The organism is Priestia sp. FSL P4-0332 (assembly GCF_038005845.1).
Classification (GTDB): Bacteria; Bacillota; Bacilli; order Bacillales; family Bacillaceae_H; genus Priestia.
In genome coordinates this window covers 1,782,979-1,800,968 of record NZ_JBBOUA010000001.1, presented here as the reverse complement: position 1 = coordinate 1,800,968, position 17,990 = coordinate 1,782,979, and the positions used below count along the sequence as shown (strand labels likewise).

16 protein-coding genes, 1 pseudogene and 1 other annotated feature are annotated in these 17,990 nt (G+C 32.8%); of the genes and pseudogenes, 8 read left to right on the top strand and 9 right to left on the bottom strand.

Translation table 11 applies throughout. From position 1 onward, the window contains the following. Nucleotides 1–720: 720 nt before the first annotated feature. Nucleotides 721–935: a binding site (T-box leader), on the top strand. A gap of 43 nt (nt 936–978) precedes the next feature. Further along, entirely contained in the window at nt 979–2,355 is a 1,377-nt protein-coding gene (locus MKY06_RS09110; RefSeq protein WP_025601725.1) for an amino acid permease, read from the top strand. A gap of 317 nt (nt 2,356–2,672) precedes the next feature. On the opposite strand, the gene MKY06_RS09105 is transcribed toward MKY06_RS09110, so the two are convergent. After that, nucleotides 2,673–3,116, bottom strand: a complete 444-nt coding sequence (locus MKY06_RS09105; RefSeq protein WP_013056506.1) for a hypothetical protein — start codon at nt 3,114–3,116, stop codon at nt 2,673–2,675. Nucleotides 3,117–3,301: 185 nt separating this feature from the next. On the opposite strand from MKY06_RS09105, the gene MKY06_RS09100 reads away from it, so the two are divergent. Then, nucleotides 3,302–4,027, top strand: coding sequence for a hypothetical protein (locus MKY06_RS09100; protein ID WP_013056505.1), 726 nt, complete (start codon nt 3,302–3,304; stop codon nt 4,025–4,027). Nucleotides 4,028–4,170: 143 nt separating this feature from the next. Next, a complete protein-coding gene (locus MKY06_RS09095; RefSeq protein WP_029324491.1) occupies nt 4,171–4,536 on the top strand; it encodes a darcynin family protein in 366 nt (121 codons plus the stop codon). Between the two features lie 821 nt (nt 4,537–5,357). Here MKY06_RS09095 and MKY06_RS09090 read toward each other — a convergent pair. The 3 genes from MKY06_RS09090 to MKY06_RS09085 all read right to left on the bottom strand — a co-directional run bounded on the left by MKY06_RS09090 (nt 5,358) and on the right by MKY06_RS09085 (nt 6,910). After that, on the bottom strand, nt 5,358–5,546 hold the full coding sequence (locus MKY06_RS09090; protein ID WP_013056501.1) for a hypothetical protein: 189 nt from the start codon (nt 5,544–5,546) through the stop codon (nt 5,358–5,360). 26 nt (nt 5,547–5,572) lie between these two features. Beyond that, on the bottom strand, nt 5,573–5,752 hold the full coding sequence (locus MKY06_RS30715) for a hypothetical protein (protein WP_013056500.1): 180 nt from the start codon (nt 5,750–5,752) through the stop codon (nt 5,573–5,575). A gap of 303 nt (nt 5,753–6,055) precedes the next feature. Continuing rightward, complete coding sequence (locus MKY06_RS09085; RefSeq protein ID WP_025601729.1) at nt 6,056–6,910, bottom strand: hypothetical protein; 855 nt, start codon at nt 6,908–6,910, stop codon at nt 6,056–6,058. A gap of 637 nt (nt 6,911–7,547) precedes the next feature. Here MKY06_RS09085 and MKY06_RS09080 point away from each other — a divergent pair. Next, nucleotides 7,548–7,751: a cold-shock protein gene (locus tag MKY06_RS09080; protein WP_025601730.1), complete on the top strand. Its 204-nt coding sequence runs from the start codon at nt 7,548–7,550 to the stop codon at nt 7,749–7,751. A 238-nt stretch (nt 7,752–7,989) separates the two neighbouring features. On the opposite strand, the gene MKY06_RS09075 is transcribed toward MKY06_RS09080, so the two are convergent. Next, complete coding sequence (locus tag MKY06_RS09075) at nt 7,990–8,190, bottom strand: cold-shock protein (RefSeq protein ID WP_025601731.1); 201 nt, start codon at nt 8,188–8,190, stop codon at nt 7,990–7,992. Nucleotides 8,191–9,283: 1,093 nt separating this feature from the next. Between MKY06_RS09075 and MKY06_RS09070 the strand changes: the two are divergent. Then, nucleotides 9,284–9,481: pseudogene (locus tag MKY06_RS09070) on the top strand (MerR family transcriptional regulator); the annotation flags it as partial. A 443-nt stretch (nt 9,482–9,924) separates the two neighbouring features. On the opposite strand, the gene MKY06_RS09065 reads toward MKY06_RS09070, so the two are convergent. Next, entirely contained in the window at nt 9,925–10,758 is an 834-nt protein-coding gene (locus MKY06_RS09065; protein ID WP_025601732.1) for a hypothetical protein, read from the bottom strand. Nucleotides 10,759–11,298: 540 nt separating this feature from the next. Here MKY06_RS09065 and MKY06_RS09060 point away from each other — a divergent pair. Then, a complete protein-coding gene (locus MKY06_RS09060) occupies nt 11,299–11,880 on the top strand; it encodes a YitT family protein (protein ID WP_098278171.1) in 582 nt (193 codons plus the stop codon). A 276-nt stretch (nt 11,881–12,156) separates the two neighbouring features. Here MKY06_RS09060 and MKY06_RS09055 read toward each other — a convergent pair whose 3' ends face one another. Next, nucleotides 12,157–13,053, bottom strand: a complete 897-nt coding sequence (locus MKY06_RS09055) for a macrolide 2'-phosphotransferase (RefSeq protein ID WP_013056487.1) — start codon at nt 13,051–13,053, stop codon at nt 12,157–12,159. Between the two features lie 936 nt (nt 13,054–13,989). Then, nucleotides 13,990–15,087, bottom strand: coding sequence for an L-dopachrome tautomerase-related protein (locus tag MKY06_RS09050; RefSeq protein WP_098278172.1), 1,098 nt, complete (start codon nt 15,085–15,087; stop codon nt 13,990–13,992). 455 nt (nt 15,088–15,542) lie between these two features. On the opposite strand from MKY06_RS09050, the gene MKY06_RS09045 reads away from it, so the two are divergent. Beyond that, complete coding sequence (locus MKY06_RS09045) at nt 15,543–16,322, top strand: SDR family NAD(P)-dependent oxidoreductase (RefSeq protein WP_223268918.1); 780 nt, start codon at nt 15,543–15,545, stop codon at nt 16,320–16,322. A gap of 270 nt (nt 16,323–16,592) precedes the next feature. Here MKY06_RS09045 and MKY06_RS09040 read toward each other — a convergent pair whose 3' ends face one another. Beyond that, a complete protein-coding gene (locus MKY06_RS09040) occupies nt 16,593–16,724 on the bottom strand; it encodes a hypothetical protein (RefSeq protein ID WP_255256000.1) in 132 nt (43 codons plus the stop codon). A gap of 357 nt (nt 16,725–17,081) precedes the next feature. On the opposite strand from MKY06_RS09040, the gene MKY06_RS09035 reads away from it, so the two are divergent. Next, nucleotides 17,082–17,570, top strand: coding sequence for a CBO0543 family protein (locus MKY06_RS09035; RefSeq protein WP_098278174.1), 489 nt, complete (start codon nt 17,082–17,084; stop codon nt 17,568–17,570). Nucleotides 17,571–17,990 lie beyond the last annotated feature (420 nt).

Below are 17,990 nucleotides of genomic sequence, written 5' to 3'. Positions count from 1 at the left end.
ATTACATGGACAATATAATAAATGATTAAATTAATTCAAAAATCTTAGTATCTCCTAAATTATAATATGTGCCTTCCTATAAAGTACCCTTATTCTCCAATGCCATTAACGATGAGGGTGCTTTTTTCTATGTGAAAAATTCATGAGTCCTTGCCAACTGTATGATACAAGTATGGTTTGATAAAAATACATAGCGAACAGGTGTAATTAACATGACAGAAAGGAAGAGGGCTGCTCAGTCTTCTGGCTGCAACTCCAATCAAAATATCAAATAAAAAAGAGCTTATTTCTTTTGCAAGTTTACATAAGATAAATTATAAGAAGTAACAAACCTTTAAAATTCCTATTATTAAAGGTTTTTGTATAGTTGTAATTCAAATGTTGTAAAAGAAAAGTTCCTAAAAGGATAATAACTCTTGCCTTGTTATATTCTTTAGGATAAAATACAATACTGAGATATATTCTCACCATTTTTATTCTGATTTGAAAACCTACTGTACTCTTGTTTGCACAGTAGGTTTTCTATTATAGAAAAGCGTACAATTCAATCACAGTACAAATGATTGGAAAAGGAATGATTAACTACTAAATAGTGATAATTGTTATCTTTATGTAAAATCTAATAACTCTTCTTATAGCTGTAAGTAGATAAAAAACATATTGACATTTAATTTCAAACTAACTAATATGATATACATTACATACACTTTAATTTAATAAACAAAAGCTAAGATAGGATCTTAAGTAATCCTAATCTCCCTGTTATAGAGAGCTGGTAATTGGTGGAAGTCAGTACAAAGGTTAGAGATGAAATTCACTCCTAGAGCTTCCTCTTCTAATGGTGTTTTAGAGAGGACGGATAAAACCGTTATGCTAATTAAGAGGTAAGATGTTTTTACAATATAGGGTGGTACCGCGAAATTTTCGTCCCTGCTGAATTATTCAGCAGGGACTTTTTTATGTTAAAAGGAGGGCATCATGAAAGAAAATACTGCATCAAAGAATACGTTAAAAAAGCAATTATTACCGCGACACATTCGAATGATTGCTATTGGAGGAATGATTGGGACAGGGATTTTCAAAGGGAGTGCTGATACAATTGGATTAGCAGGACCTTCGGTTATCTTTTCGTATCTATTTGCTGGACTATTGCTTCTTATTGTAATGGGAGCTTTGGCTGAAATGGCTATTGTATACCCATCCCACAATATGAAAGATCTAATTCAAAAAGCTTTTGGAAGACGTTTTTCTTTTGTAACGGGAGCTACTTATTGCTTTATGTGGCTTACTGTATGCGTTATTGAAGTCATCGCTGCAGGTAGTTTTCTGCAATATTGGTTTTCTTCTATCCCCTTATGGATTCTTTGTCTTATTTGTTCAATTGTACTTATTTTAATTAATGCTACAAGCGTAAAGTCTTTTGGAGAAATTGAGTTTTGGTTTGCTGGTATTAAAATCTTTGTTATTATTGCTTTTATTTTATTAGGTATAGCGATACTATTTGGAATTATGCCAAGCAATAATTCATCTTCTCATTATCTTCATAATTATAGTGATTTTATGCCAAATGGCTGGAAAGCCGTTTTCTCTACATTACTTGTAGTCATTTTCTCGTATGGAGGATCAGAACTCATTGGTTTAACTATTACAGAAACGAAAGATGCTGAAAAGGTATTGCCAGGGGTAGTTAAAGGCGTTATGTGGAGAGTAGTTCTGTTTTATACTTTGCCTATTTTTATTATCTGTGGCTTGATACCATGGGATAAAATTGATGCAAATGCTAGCCCTTTTGTCCAAGTATTTGAAACAGCCGGGCTTCAAGGGGCTTCTCATGTTATGAACTTTATTTTATTAACAGCTGTCCTTTCAGCAGCCAATTCAGGTATTTATGGCTGTACAAGGATGCTTCATTCTTTATCTCAGTCGGGAGATGCTCCTAAAAGTTTGTCCTATGTAAATAAACAAGGCGTACCTGTTTACAGTTTAGCTTTCAGTGTCCTATTTTTATTATTGGGAACGTACCTCGTATACTTATATCCTGAAAAAGCTTTTTCTTATTTATTAGCTATTCCTGGATTTACAGTTTCTCTTATATGGATTAGTATTTGCTTAGCTCAGCTAAAGCTACGTCCTCAATATAAAGAAAAACCATATTTTAAACTTTGGGGCTTCCCTTATTTAACGCTTTTTGCCGCATGTACATTAATTATTAGCTTCATAGTCTTTCTCATAGACAGTGCTAATAGGTTAAGCTCTATAGTTTGTGTAGCATTCGTTCTTATAATGGTAATTCTTTCATTTTTCAAAAGGAACACCAAACCTACTTCTCTTGAAGTACCGAATGATACCAATTAGATTTTACATTCTTCAAAAACTTAAATCAAAAAAAGATACTTTGTAAAGTATCTTTTTTTGATTTATAGAATCACTTGCTTCATCTGAGAGCATTTTTAGTGATTTAACTCACGATTTGTTTTTGGGATTTTTGCTCTTCATTCCAAGCCTCTAAGGTTTCAAGGTCTGTTAAGTGCAAGATACTCTTTGCATCTCCTTATAGTTGTTTTCGCTGTGAGTGTAGTTTATTCCTTTAGCGTAATATGCCATATTCATTTTGAACAATTCTTTCATTTTCTGCATAGCTTGTAGATTAAAATAAGCAACATCGATTTCCATTAAGTGCCCAAAATGGTGATGTACGATTGTGTTTGACATACCTTTGTTATCCACACTGTAAATTCGTTAATCATGTTAATTAACTCACGAATGTACTTGTTTTTGTGATGATCAAACTGTTTGTACGTTTCCTCTACTTTGCTAAAATCAATCCATTTCTTTAGTTTAATCATAGGCGGATTAGTGCTCAAAAAATACGCGAGTTCTTGCAGCTGATTACTGATCCTCAGCCATGTTTCTGCTTTGATTTCTGTCACTTGGGTAGGTTGATACTGTGGCACATACTTGCAAATCGTGGTGTAGAAATAAGCAAAAGCTTCATCAGCAAAATAGACCGATTCTTTATTCCAATACTTTGCATTGTACTCACCTGGTTTCACTTCTATATAATAAGCATTTTCGACCTTGTCCACATTGGTTATCATTTCAAAAGGAGATTCCATAGTAACACCTCTTTTTTAGATAACGTTAGTATGTCCTTTTTTATTAGTGATTTACCTAAAAATTACTCCTAAGTTAATATCATGTACTTTTATTTTTTTAACCATTTATAAAACATAGGTATGATTGCCTTTCCTTTGAATAGGTTAGTTGTAAAAAACCATATAGCCGAAAGGAAGTAGCAATTATGCATATAGAAATGAATATCTTATTTACTTTAGGTTCTTTACTGGGTTTATTAGTAGGAGGAGGAATTCTCAAATTAGTAAACCATCTGGCAAGGGGAAGAATCCAATTTATGTATGCTATATGCGGTGGAATCTTATTGGGCTTATTGTTCTTTGATATCCTTCCGTCTACTTGGCATCTATATGATTTAAGAGGCGTTTTATTAGGAATTGTAGTCGGATATATCATCATGCTATGCATTGATCTCTTTTTGCATAAACAAAACAGCGAAATTTCACCCTTACAGGCACTTATCTTATTAACGGTTGCTATCTTTTTTCATAATGTCATCACAGGTATTACCTTTGGAATAACAGATATGCACCAATCAGCTTCTGTATTCGCAGCTACCCTTTTACATCAGGTCCCAGAGGGGATGGCAATTATGACAGTCCTCTCTATAGCAAAAATACCGAACACCTTCTTTTTGCTAATTATAGCCCTTCTATCGCTGTCCTTAGGAGGCAGTTTATTTATTGGTGAAAGTGTACAAGTTTCCTCACTTAAACTACAAGCTTTATCGACTGGTGCAGCAATCGGTACACTGTCTTTTGTTATCTTTCATGAAATAATTGGAAATACCATCAAGCACTTCAGGAAATTGCATGTATGGCTACTAATTTCGCTAGGATTCGTAATTATTTATGTTTATCAATATTCCCTTTCATTATTTCATGGCCATTAGAATGATTAAGTTTAAGTGTCAAAAAGACAACTACAAATGTATGCAGCTATACCTCATTCTGATCATTTATAAAATTAGAACATTCATGATTATGGTAACTAGAAATGAGTGTTATATATAATGAAACCACAGGAGACAATACAATGACAAAAAACACCTTAAATCATGGCATTATAATTTTATTAGAATTTTATCCAACTTGGTTAGCATTACCTCGTGAAAAAAGAAGAGAGCTTGCAGAGGATTTATATTCAATAATCGAAAAATACAGCGAGAACGTTAAAGTGAAGTTCTTTGACGCTGATGCCTTTGGAGACGGTACTTATACGGATTTCATCTTTTGTGGAACATCAGATTTAAAAATGTATCATTTTATGTGGGAAGAAATTCGTGATACATATGCCTATTCAAATGGTTACTTTAAAATGAAAAAAGTGATGATGGGCGTACAGAATGCCTATCAAAAATTCGAGGAAGAAGTCTTAGAAATGGGTTCTGAACACAAATAAAATCTTAGTGTAGCAAAAGATGAAGACGAAATAGATCTTACATTTAAAAAAGGCTGCACAATATTTTGGGGTTATTACGATAGCATACCTATCATTTCTACCTCTCACAACAATCTATTGTCATTCAATTATTAACTCATCCTGAACAAACATCAATGGGGTTGAATTTAAATATAAAAAGTAAATTATAGATTGTATCCTTTATACCTTTTAGTTAACTAACATGTATATAATGCTATTTATGACTATGAAAAAGAAGCCACGCTATCTTAGTGGCTTCTTCCCACATGTACAATGTAGTTACTATTTTAGTTAGACCATTTTTCTTCACTATCAATCCATTTGTTCTCATTTAAATCAAACGATTCTATGTCATCATGAAAATTAAAATAGTTACTTCATCTCTAAATTGAACTATCATAACTTTCTTAACATTGTTTATAGGTATATCTAAAGCTATATATTTTCTCATTGAATCTCTTAGTTTAAATAAACTTTCACCTAACATAATAAATATTGTGAGGTGCATTAGCTATTTATAAATAGGCTACAGAATTCTTGTTTTGAAGGTAGCCGTAAATGTTAATAACATTGCCGTTTGCTTGTCCTGTAAGCTTTTATAGTGCCAATTAATATGGTCAAGTTCTAACTCTATTTCAATTAATTGTTCTATAACTTTCTCTTTATCTAGTGAAGAGCTAAGAAGAGCTTTAATTAACCGCTCAATTTTATTACTACTCTCAGAAATGTCATTTAAATCTAAATCAGTCTATTTATTAAAATAAAAAGCACCTCAATTAATAGATGCCTAGTTTTTATTATTATTTTTCTTCTGTAATCATAAACTGTACCACATTATTTAAATTGATGTGCACTAGCTCTTTTTCATTCGAAATGAATCTTTCATATTTTGTTATATGACTAATGACTTCTTTCTTTGATGTGGCTTCGAATTTTAATTCCTTTGTCCTGCCATTTATAAATTCGAAAATAACTTTAAATTTAAGCATAGGTGTATCTCCTCATTATCTACTTATTATTTTTGTTTCATTAATTCTTCTTCAAAGAAAAAAACACTTGAATATTTAGTAACCGTATAAGAGTATCTTTTTATGTTTTTTACATAATGACTTTTTAAGATTGTTACTAATTCATTCGATACTCTTATAGTTACTGTTTTTCCATTACTAAATATTTTCACGCTTATATCCTTCATCTTCTCTCCTATTAAAAATAATAAGATTATCGTATTATTCTTATAATAGAGCTGAGAAAAGCTTACATCAACCCGTATAGATTTTCCTCATTCTGGTATATAGGCTCAAAAAGTATATAGTTATAAAATAGTAAAGGATTATTTTCTATAGATTTTTTTATGACCTACTGTCGCTTTTCTACCTCTCCTACGTTCTGCTCTTGCCTTTTTATTAGCGAACAGAGCCAAGGAATGCTCGCTATTAATGATGGGTGGGAAAAATGTGTCAGTCCCTAGTCATTCCTACTATCTTTGGGCTAACATTTACATACGCATTAATGCACCATTAGGCTTTGGTAACTCCTCAGCTGTTATCAGATTCATTTTACAAAAATGTTCAAAAAATTGTTGTGCCAGCTCTCTTTCCTTTGGGTCACTTTTCAACTCAGCTATATCAAGCAAAATTTGAGCCATCCATAAATTATCAAAATAACGGTATTTACCTGTATTCCATGTCATTTTTTGGGATGACCTTTCATTTACATAATATTTCCAGAAAGGCATCTGATCCGATTCCTGTTCTGTAAGTTGGAGTCTGTATTTTGAATGAGCAGGAATATATCCATCTTCACAAAGCTTACCAATAAAATCTTCATTCACCATATAGACGCCTAAGATACGTCTGTCTTTTTCAGGCATACTGGAATCTATTGCTGTTAACAAGACAGCACTATTTTGGTGCAAACGGATGGGTTTGGTTGGCTTCCCCTTGTTATTACCGCTTTTTATTACGCCTGAAAAAACCTTCCACTCTAAAAGAGAACTATTCTGTTCTTCTGTGTCACACCAAAAAACCATTTGTGATTCAGAATGAAGTTTATGATTTTTCATAAGTTTTTCAAGTCCCCAGCGAAGTTCTTGGTTTTTTCGTTGTAGTTTTTTTTCCTCTTCCTTCTTCCGCTCTTCCTCGTTGTGTTCCATTTCCTTTTTTTCTATAATTTTTTCGAGTGAATGAGCAACACTTTTATCATGCAGTTTTAGATGCTTTCCAAATACATCGGGGAAAACAAACTTTTTATTTTCCGATGCGAAATGTATTTCAATACTAGAATCATTATATTTAACTATACTACCTATCCCAAAAAGCTTGTGTGTAACTTTCTTATTGATTAAATTCATTATTCTAGACCTCCTTGTAGAATAAAAACTCGGTTACTATTAGATAGTAAATTAATAATTTTATTCAACTAACTTACCTTTAAAGCTCACACAACTGTTTGAGTTTTTTTAGTTTAAAAAAGTATTGAAAAAATGTATCCATAATTCTATCTGAAAAAAACACAGCGGAATTTGGAATACGATCGAAAAAACAATTGTAAAACTATTATAACATTTTTTGAAAATATTACAAATTTTTCATTGACAATATATTTTAATTTGAGGTAAAATGGAGTTTTGTTATTTATAATAACTCGAAATAAAAGTCTCCAACAAGTCACGAAACTTCTGGAAAGTCCCTATAAATAACAACTTGATTACCGGTGATAAGCAAAATGATTCCACCATTAAACTAATCTTTAAACTAACCCTCATTACGTTGGAGGCTTAGTTTAGGGATGTACTACTACAGTAAGTGTTACAAGTAAAAAGCAAAAGAAGAAGATATGAATATTATTACCAAGTGTTTAGAAATTCTCATATCACAAATTCCGCGCATTGTTCAATGAAAATAAAGTGGTAAAAAAACACCAATTCATATAAATGATTATTACTCCTTTATAAGCTATAATATAATATGAGGAGTAGTGATGTTAGTATGTATTATTACGGCAAAAGAAATCAAGAACCTTTAGCTCAAGAACAAACAGAGGTTTGGGAATGTATAGTAGAAGATTGTAAGGGCTGGATGAGAAAAGATTTCTCTTACGACAACCACCAAAAATGCCCTTTGTGTGGAAATCACATGGAAGCTGGAGAACGGCTTATTAATAAAATCCCCCTTAATCCCCATCGAAGATAATTTGTACCAAATTATTTAATTTAATTGAAAATATAGTTAATTCATTTGCATTTGCTTTCTATTTCTATTGTATGTTATAACTAGTTGTACCTTGTATCGATCGTCTTGTCTAAAACCCAGGCTTTTTTTAAAGCCTGGGTTTTCTATTGAACTAATAGTAGATAAATCATGGTTTTCTAATTATAAGACCATAAAAAAGGACTCCTTCATAAGGAGTCCTTTTTGTTATCACTTTTAATTATGCTTTGTGAACGTTAGCAGCTTGTGCTCCACGTTGACCTTGCTCGACATCAAAAGTAACTTTTTGACCTTCTTCTAATGATTTGAAACCTTCACCTTGAATAGCACTGAAATGAACGAATACATCGTCTCCGCCTTCGATTTCAATGAAACCGAAACCTTTGTCTGCATTAAACCATTTTACTGTACCTTGTGTCATAATATTGCCTCCTGCTGTGGAATACTCCACAAATGTATTACCTCTCTTGCCCAACCATACTATTTCAAGATAAAAACTTCTGTTTAAGGTTTTTTCTTCTCTCAATCTTATACCGAACAAAAATAAGTTAAGTATAGTGTAACACATAGAGATATTCATAGCAAATAATTGCTTTTTTCCATTCCTTCACAAAAAACAGTATTATGAGAAACGCTCAGAATTGCAACGAGTGGACAATGACCCGCGAAATAAAGAATATCTTCTTCTGGTAGCTTATCAGTACAACATTTCAACACTTATGCACCAGAATCCCCTTAACTATGTATAGTTAATTTATGGTTAAGGTTGTCCAATATAGATAGTCTCAAAAAGTACACTTTTTGGGATTGTGAAAAAATGACTTAAAAAACAGCTATCCCATCCGAAAAAGTATACTTTTTCGGACTCCTAATTCTATACTTTATTCAAACACTAAAGGAATAAAGTTAAAAAATTTATTGGAATTAATAAAATTGCTTTAACGAAACTCAAATAAAAGGTTAATTAATACTTTTTTATGAATTAATTTACTTTTAATTTATTTTTAACCATATTTTAATGATTCAATATAATCATTGGATTATAATGGAATTACCAAAGTGATTATCCTTCTTTCAACTTGCTTTCTATCTAAAGCAAGTCTTTTTATTTATCGGAATGAAAATGACTAGAATGATATAGGTTGCACCGTATCCACATATTTCATTAGTAATCAAATTAAAATATATTTCAAATATACAGAGAAACGCTCTCTGAGGGAATGAACTTTGGTTTTACATATAATAAATGGTTCGACATAAATTTGAGCAATTTAGAAGCTCTTATTTTCTTCTTATTATTGATTTTGAAACACTTGCTTTTTGAAATTAGTTAACCTAATGTCACTCTCAAGAACTACAAACGCCTTTCATCAAGAAGTATTTATAACGTGCTATATTTAATAAACTTCATTTCTATATACAATCCAAAAGTTACTAACATATATACTGATAAAGCATGGAAATAGGAGAGGATATTCTTGACTAAAAATCATCCATATTTAGATGAGAAAGTTATGACTATAAAAATCGTTACTGAAATGACAGGTTTATCAGAAAGGCAAGTTCGTTATTATGAAGAGCGAGAGCTTATTTTCCCGAAACGAAACTCTTCAGGTACCCGAATGTATTCCTTTTCCGACATTGAAAGGTTAATGGACATCGCAGAAAAAATTGAAGATGGGGTTCGAACACGAGAATTGCGTAAGGATTTATTTTAAAATAGGTAAATTTGATTTGTTCTTTCAGTCTTTGTTCATGTTTACTCAATCCGTATCTTCAATATTTAATGGATTATTTTCATTTTAATTTTTATAAGTGTATATAAAACAAGATTTTTATGCATCCCATTACCATTTAGCCTAGAGAGAAACATTGATACATAAAGAATGTATAAAAATTTGCATATTCTATAAAAATGACTCTGTTAGAACCCTTACTCCCATAAGGGTTCCTTTTTAGGTTGTGTACCGTAAAGAGGTATTATGTTAACTGAACATTCATAGGTTATAGAGTCAAAAAATAGAAGGAACTACTGTCCCTCAACAGTAATTCCTTGCTGTAATATAAATGTATTTTGGATGATCTAATTTATCTGAAGTGGTTTATACAGAAAGAATGATTGACGAATAACTCACAGAGATAGATTCTTTTTTAGTTATTTACTAACTTCCACTACGAATGGAACTATAAAGACTTTGTTACTGCGCTGAAACTCTCCCCAAATTTTATAGATGCCAGGTGAAGGAAATGTTGTATGGAACATAGCATTAGATCCTTTTACCCTTTCATCCATCGGATGTACGTGCAGATATTTTGTTGCGTCTTGATTTAGAATGACAACGTGTCCTACAGCTCCAAGGTATGGTTGTAAATCCTGAATAGGCTGTTTGGTTTGAGCGTCTTCAAAATAAAAATTTAGCATAGTTTCCTGATTCGCTTTTAGCTGGCTATCTATTTTAAGAGACAATCGATTCCCATTCGCAGTTTTTACTAATTTCTTATCAGGTGTAAGGCTAACAGGAGCTGGTGTATTTCCTTTAACAGAAACCGTATGCATTTGAACTGTATCCGATTGTCCTTTCGGTACAAAGTCAGCAATTAACTGAAATGATCCTCCCTGAGTAAACGTAACAGGTACTGTGAACACACCTTTTCCCTTATAAGTAGGATGGATGTGTTGATATTTTGACAAGTCTTTGCTTGCAACAATCAGATGCATTTTCTTTTCGTGATTTACCTCAAATTCAGAAATAGGCTTCCCTTTATTATCTTTGATTGTGATTGTTAACTGGTTGGTTGTATTAGCCTGAGGATAATGTTCAAACTTCCAATCGGTTTGTACTGCAACTTGTTGTTTTTCCTTTGAAGAATCGTTATGGTCCATGTTTGCCATGTCGTGTTTCATCTGCTTATGTTCAGAATCCTTATTACATGCAAACAAAGCAATCATAGTTAAGAGAGATACCACGATAAATAGTAACTTTTTCATATATACACCCTTTCATTTGAATCAATACATTCAAGGGTTATCTACTAATTCAATTTATAAGCACGTTGAGGTCTTTATAAATCATATGCCTGTTTTTAAAGTGCTATGACTTTTTGTCCTTTAAAAAACAAACTACCTAAAAATAGAAAAAACTACTGGGACAGCAGTAGTTTTTTCTATTGCAAACTATGTTTTTATTGATGACTTTAATCATCATGAATAGTGTAGTTACACTAATGAATTTTATTCCTAGATAATCGATAAGAAAGAAAGCTGCCAGGGAGGGCAGCTTTCTTTCTTACAAGGTTGCAGTGGAAGACGCCGTTCAGACATCTTGAGTAGTTTGCTCAAATGATAAAAAAGTATTCAATTTAGGCAAGTTGCCTGATAAAGAATGAAAACATATAGTGTAGTCAGAATACTTTCAGCTCTGAATCCGTATTTTTTATAACTTCCCTGATCTATAAAATTAAAAAGCGCTTTTCCGATAAAAACATTCATGACAGCTAGCTAAAGCTTATACATATAGTAAGAGATAAATTGACTGAAAAGGTGATTATTATTCAGAAAATACTGGTTGTTCTAGTCGGAAGCTTATTGTTAAGTATAGGAATTAATGGATTTTTAGTTCCTCATTATTTGTTAGATGGGGGAACAATTGGGATTGCTCTCATCCTTCACTATTATTTTGAATTTCCTACAGGTGTGATGATTATTATTTTGGGTTTTCCATTATGCTGGTTTGCTTGGGTTTATGAAAGAACTTATTTTTATAATAGTTTTTATGGTTTAGTTATTTCTTCTTTATTGATTGATTGGCTAGAACCTATTAAAGACCAGTTTCAACTTCCTGTTTTTCCTAGTGTAATTCTTGGAGGAGTGTGTATTGGGACGGGGATTGGTCTTATGCTTCGATATGAGACAAGCACAGGAGGAACAGATTTACTAGCACAACTTATATCAAAAGCTTTTTCTTTAAACATAGGGATGGTTATTTTAATTATAGATGGTTTTATCATAACAGCAGGTCTTCCTTTATTAGGACCTAAAACGTTTCTTTTTTCATGTTCGACAATTTTCATAGGTGGAATGACGACTTCGTTAATTACTAAAAAAGAATAATTTGGATTATAAAATTAGTATCTTCTATCCTCCATTTTTTGCACTTTCTTGATTTTTATAAATTTAAAAGGCCCTTATAATAATTCTGAGATTGACTAAAGGGTTCTCTTTTATGGTTCGTTCCTAGAGAATCCATTATGGTAACTAAAAGGCGAAAAAGCTACCTTTGGGGAAGATGGCTTTTTCTACTGATAAATAAATTAGGTTGTAAGTGGAGTCCCAAAAGACTTCTTAAGTAGTTTGCTCATTATATAAGTTTTTATCAAAGTTATTTTATTACTCAATTGGACCAAGCATCTGTTGGGCCATATCTTTATACTCTTGCATCCCAGAGCTTTTAGCAAACTCAGCAACAGTAATTGCCTGTGTTGTTGCTAACTCTATGATATGCTCTTTCATAAGTGGCCACGCTTTTCCCCCTGCTTTCTCATATGCAGTAATAGCTTTTTCCAATCCACCTTCTCCAGTAAATAAATAGTGAGCAAGAAAATCACGAGATACATCTGTAACGGCTACTTCGGTCCAATCTATTAAGCCAGTGACCTCTGATTGGTGATTAATTAAAATATGCCCCGGATGAATGTCACCATGGCTAAGGCCGGTATAGTTTGGCCACATATCATCATTAGCTACCCAGGCTTCCCAACGATTCAACAAATTATTACGCACCTCATATTCATCTTTTACTTTTTGCATTTTTTCTTTCATTAACTCTCTTGCTTCCGTTGCCGTATAAACCTTAATACCAGCCTTCTTTACTACGTTTGTTGGCAGTTGATGTAACTCTGCTAACATGCGTCCGAATGATTCGTAATATGTGGATGGAATATTTTCTATATCTAAAACCCACTCGTAATTTTGAATTTTAGGATTAATGGTACCCACAGGCACTCCGTCTAATAATCTATAAGCAATGAGTTCATCGGTGGAAATTTCCCAATTGGGTGCTTGAATGGTTGTATATCGATTTACAGCATCTAAAACCATCTTTTCTTGATTAGCTTTTGCCATAGAGTCTAGTCTGCGCGGGATTCGTAAAATCCATTTTTGTCCCTGCTCATCCTCTGCATGGGCAACTTGAAAATCTAAGCCTGATTCATTCAATTTCATTGTTTTTTCGATTACATTTAGGCCTTTTCTTTTTGCTAATTCTTTAATTTCTAGTTTATTCATCTTAATTATCCTCCCATAAATATTCAATTTTTTTTACTTTGTTCGTTGCCCTTTTTATTCTCTACAGCTCTTCTTCTCACAACTAATGTTATCAATTAATAGCTATTTATCAGTATAAATCAACAGTTAGAAACACAAAAAAACTGCAGAAATCTCTGTCTGCAGCTTAAAGTAACCAAGTATCAACCTCCATGTACTCAGTAATACCTCGAAGAAACCATAACAGTAGATTGTTCAAGGTAAATGAGTGCATTTTTAGGTTAGGTATAACAAAAGAAAGATAGATGAACCCACCTTTCCTCATGTCACACATTGCTATGCCCGTTGAAGATTATTAAAAATGGACAGACTGATCCTGTTTACTCTGCAAGTATTAAACAGAGCCTTTGAACATATTAAATTACTTGTTCAAAGTACGGATACGCAATCTGATTGAAACAGTCATTTTTAATAATCCTCCTTATTGTAGAATGCTTTCATTTTATAACATAAAATTATTATTTTCAATCCCCCGATAAAAGTCTATTTTACTTATCTAAAAGGTCTATTGCTAGGAGTAATGTTTGCACGAGAATTAACATATTAGGTAATACTTATCAAAAAATTTACTCTATAAAGATTTATACTAATACTCTTCCGGTAATGATCATGTTAACTAGATATGTATGCGGTATTGATGTTATTAAATAAGCTTATAAGGATTACCATGCTTGGGATACAAACGAACAGATCAGTTTGGATTTAAATAATATCAATACAGCATTGAATTTACCGATATTATGAAAAATTTCCTGGAACAGTTTAACACTAACCAAATAAACTGTTTCTATTAAACCATTTTGATTTTATTTGGCAGAAGTAAATAAATTTAATACTTCTTGCTTACTCGTGTTTGTTTTACACTATATAATGAAAACAATTAATTGACTATTTTTATTATGAAAAGGTTGGAGCAGGAAATTCATCAATTTTGATACGAAGTAAACTATAAGGTTTCTCTCGTAAGTCTTTTCCATAATGAAATCTAGGCTGCCGATGTAATTGGTTTACAATGACATACAAATATTGATCCGGACCAATTGAAAAAGTATCCGGCCACAAAATTCTTGGATCATGTGCGATAGTTTCCATTATGCCATTTGGCAATATCTTACGAATACTGTTGTTTTCGTAATCTCCAGCATAAACAGTTCCCTTTGCATCGGTGATCATTCCATCAGACGCACCTTTTTCTCCCCAATACTCCACATGATAAATTAAATCTTTATCTGGTATAGTTCGGTCTCTTAGAACGTCTGTTGAAATTGAGAAAAGATGACGACTGGTTAGTGGACAAAAAAATAAAACTTTGCCATCGGGAGAAATTGCTATTCCATCAGAAGCCAATCTAAATGGGGAAGTTGAGCCATCTATGTTTCTATTCATCAAAATTTCACCTTCTACCTTCGGTAAAAAATAGGGATCGGGTGAAGTTGATTTTACTCCATTTAACCGTCTAAACGCGTTTCCATTTGATAAATCTACGACAATAATAGCTCCTGGTCCTCTTGAAGAAGAATCTGTTATATAGGCATAACCTGCTTTTCCAACGCGAAAATCAAAACGGACATCATTCAGATAAGTTGTAGGTAGAACAACATCTTCTGTAAAGGTATATACTTTTCTTATTGTATTGGTTTCTAAATCAACAGCGACTAATTTTGCTCCCCCTTTAATAGGTTCAGAAAAATTGGGTGCCGCTGTATCTAATATCCAAAGCGTTCCCCTTCCATCAGCAACTACACTTTGGACACTGATGAAAGTCATTGTGATATTTTCGGAGTTAACCAAATTAGTTTTTAAATTAGGATAAGACTGCAATTTATCCTGAATAATTTCCGCCACTGTAAATTTAACATCGTCTCCCCATTTCGGAAAGCAAATGAAAATACGACCGGTTTCTGAAACAGTAACACCTGTAGGCATAGCCCCATAAAATGCATAAACTAGTTCTAAATTACCGAAATATTTTTCACTAGGTAACATAGGTTTCATAATATCCTCCTCAAACATTCAAACGGGATATCTCATATATATGGTTTATATTTTTTCTAATGCATGTTTCTTAATAAGTTTTTCTATACGAAAAGATGATTGAATTGATTGTTTTCGAAATTTAATAAGTCTGTCAGAAGAAAGGAAACATTTTAATTTAAAGGTCTCCAGATGAAGTAGAATTCAATTAGCAGGTAGCGAAGTTCAATATTCCCGAATCAACATTAAGCTGTTATAAATAAGAAATTAGGAAAATTTTCTTTTTTAACTTTATGAGGAAATGTATTTAAGCTAAACTGCCTCTTTAGCACAATAAGCACTTCTACCTTTAGCAATTTAAGTCCACTACTCTTTTATCATAGCTTTGCTTTTTAAAGAAATTTCGTATAAAGTGATGATTACATAGAATACTGTATCAGTCAGTGGTTTAATAACATTTCGGAGGAAAAATGCCAATGAATACAAAAGACTTAAGAAATATCCATGCCCTCGTAACAGGTGCTTCAAGCGGCCTAGGATTTTCCATGGCGGAGGCTTTGCTTCAAGCTGGAGCCACGGTGGCGTTAGCTTCTAGAGTTGGAACTAAATTGGATCAAGCAGTAGAGAAATTAAAGCGTGAGGGTTATCCTGCTGTTGGAATTCCTTTGGATGTTCGATCAGAACAATCCGTCAATAATGCGGTCGAATGGGTGAAAAGAGAATGGGGGAAGCTCGATGTTCTCGTCAATAATGCGGGAATTGGGATGAGGACAGTAAACCCGCGTTTTTTAGTCGAGCCTCAGCCATTTTTTAAAGTAACACCAGAGGGGTTTCGAGATTTAATTGATACCAATCTCACAGGATATTTTTTAGTAGCTCGAGGGTTTGCTCCTTTAATGATGGAACAAGGTCATGGGCGAATCATTAATATTTCTATGAATCATGAGACTATGAAAAGAAAGGGTTTTGTACCTTATGGACCATCGAGGGCAGCCACTGAATCACTCTCATATATAATGGCCGAAGATTTAAAGGAATATGGAATTATGGTGAATATGCTTTTACCGGGTGGTGCCACTACTACCGGGATGATTCCGGACGAAGTCCGAAAAGAGATTGAATCAAAATTCCAGCTATTAGATCCAAGGGTTATGGCCGAGCCGATTGTTTTTTTAGCCTCAGCTGCTGCAGAGGGAATCACAGGTGAAAGAATAGTTGCCATCGATTTTCAAGACTGGCTTCTCAAAAGAAAATAAGTTTTTAATCACAGGGACGGATTCTTTCCTCTTTGAAGAAGTAGAGCTGCCCTGTGCTTATTCTTTTATATTTTATAGAATGTCCAGCTCCAGCACGGGTATAAGCCAATCCGTCAAGAAGACTAAAGAGCAAACCTTCTCGCTAGCTTGTCTGGAGTCACGCCTCTCATCTACACGCTTCCGCTTTTGTTCCTTCGGGTTCTGCATAGTTTTACAACACCTGTTATTCATAGCCAAGGAAAGAATTCCTTCTTCAACTAACCTGCCCCATTACTTTAAGTACATTCCTCCACCAACAAAGAAAGCATCGCCCATGACAACATCATCAATGATGTCAAAATTGGGCTTACTGCCGTTCAATTTCCCCGACTCATCCCCATTCATATAAAATCGATATCTCATAGATCGCAAACCCCTACAATTAATTTTACTTTTAAGTACTTCTCGTTCACATCGCTTATAATACAGGCATTTCCGTACAATGGTATAGTCGTTTTCTGTAATTAATTTAGTGAAAAAAAAGAACCCAAATTGAGTTCTTTTTCACGGTGACCGTTTCTATTTCAAATAAGTGAGAAAGCGATTGTACATATTAAGCATTTGCTAGCCGTTAATTTAAGTGAAAATGTTCATAACCAGGAAACAATTTTATATCAAAATAGAACCTTGCTTATTCACTGTTTACTGATCTAAAATTGGAATTCCCTTAGTATAACCTCCTACATCAAAGATAAACTATCTTTGTGGAGGTGCTAAACATTGGGTCGAAAATTTGAAATAAACCTTGTAAAATTCCTTTATTTCTTTGGTATTAGTTCTTTTATATATTTAATAAAAAAACCACTTGCAAAGGAATGGCTCCTTGTTTTCTTTATAAAAAGTTACTATGCATCATTGGTCGATAATCTGGTTGTAAAAAGAGGCTATGTTCAATATCCCACCCGATTTCCAAAACAAGTTAAAACAAGCGTGTTGTTTGATTACATACTTTTCCCAATTACGTGTGTCTTTTATAATCAACTAACTAAGGATTCCCGCATCATTCAGTGCCTTTTAAAAGTTCTGTATTTCAGTATACCTATGACTATTGCTGAGCTATGGTTAAAAAAAAATACACGTCTTATTAAATATAAAAATGGATGGAATTGGACAACTACTTTTTATTCTCTCTCTTTTTCCTTATTATTGGTTAGATTTACAATGTCTGTTATAAGACTTATCTTCAATAATAAGTACGATTTATCTTAGATAGAGGTTGTCAATCAATAATAAGAGTCAAAAAGAATATAGGGACATTTGAAGAATGATTAAATCTGCATATTTGTTTCAATTATTCACAATTTCTTCTCTACATTAACTTAAATATCCTACTGATTTTCTGTTAATAAACACCAAAAACGGTCAGTTATATGGAGAACTTTTTTTAATGCGTTAAAGGTATCAATAGTTTCTTTAGTCACTTCGATAATTTTGTATGTAGTTACAATTCGATTGTTTCTTTTATCAGTTGATACAGCAAGTACTTTTGGTATTATAATTAAAGTTACTGTGCCTATTCTAGCTTTAGCTACAATCTTAGAGTTTATTTATTCTTTCTTTATCATCAATAGAAGAAACACGTCAAAAAAATGAGCTTTACTCTACAAGAGCAAATAGGTATTTGCTGTA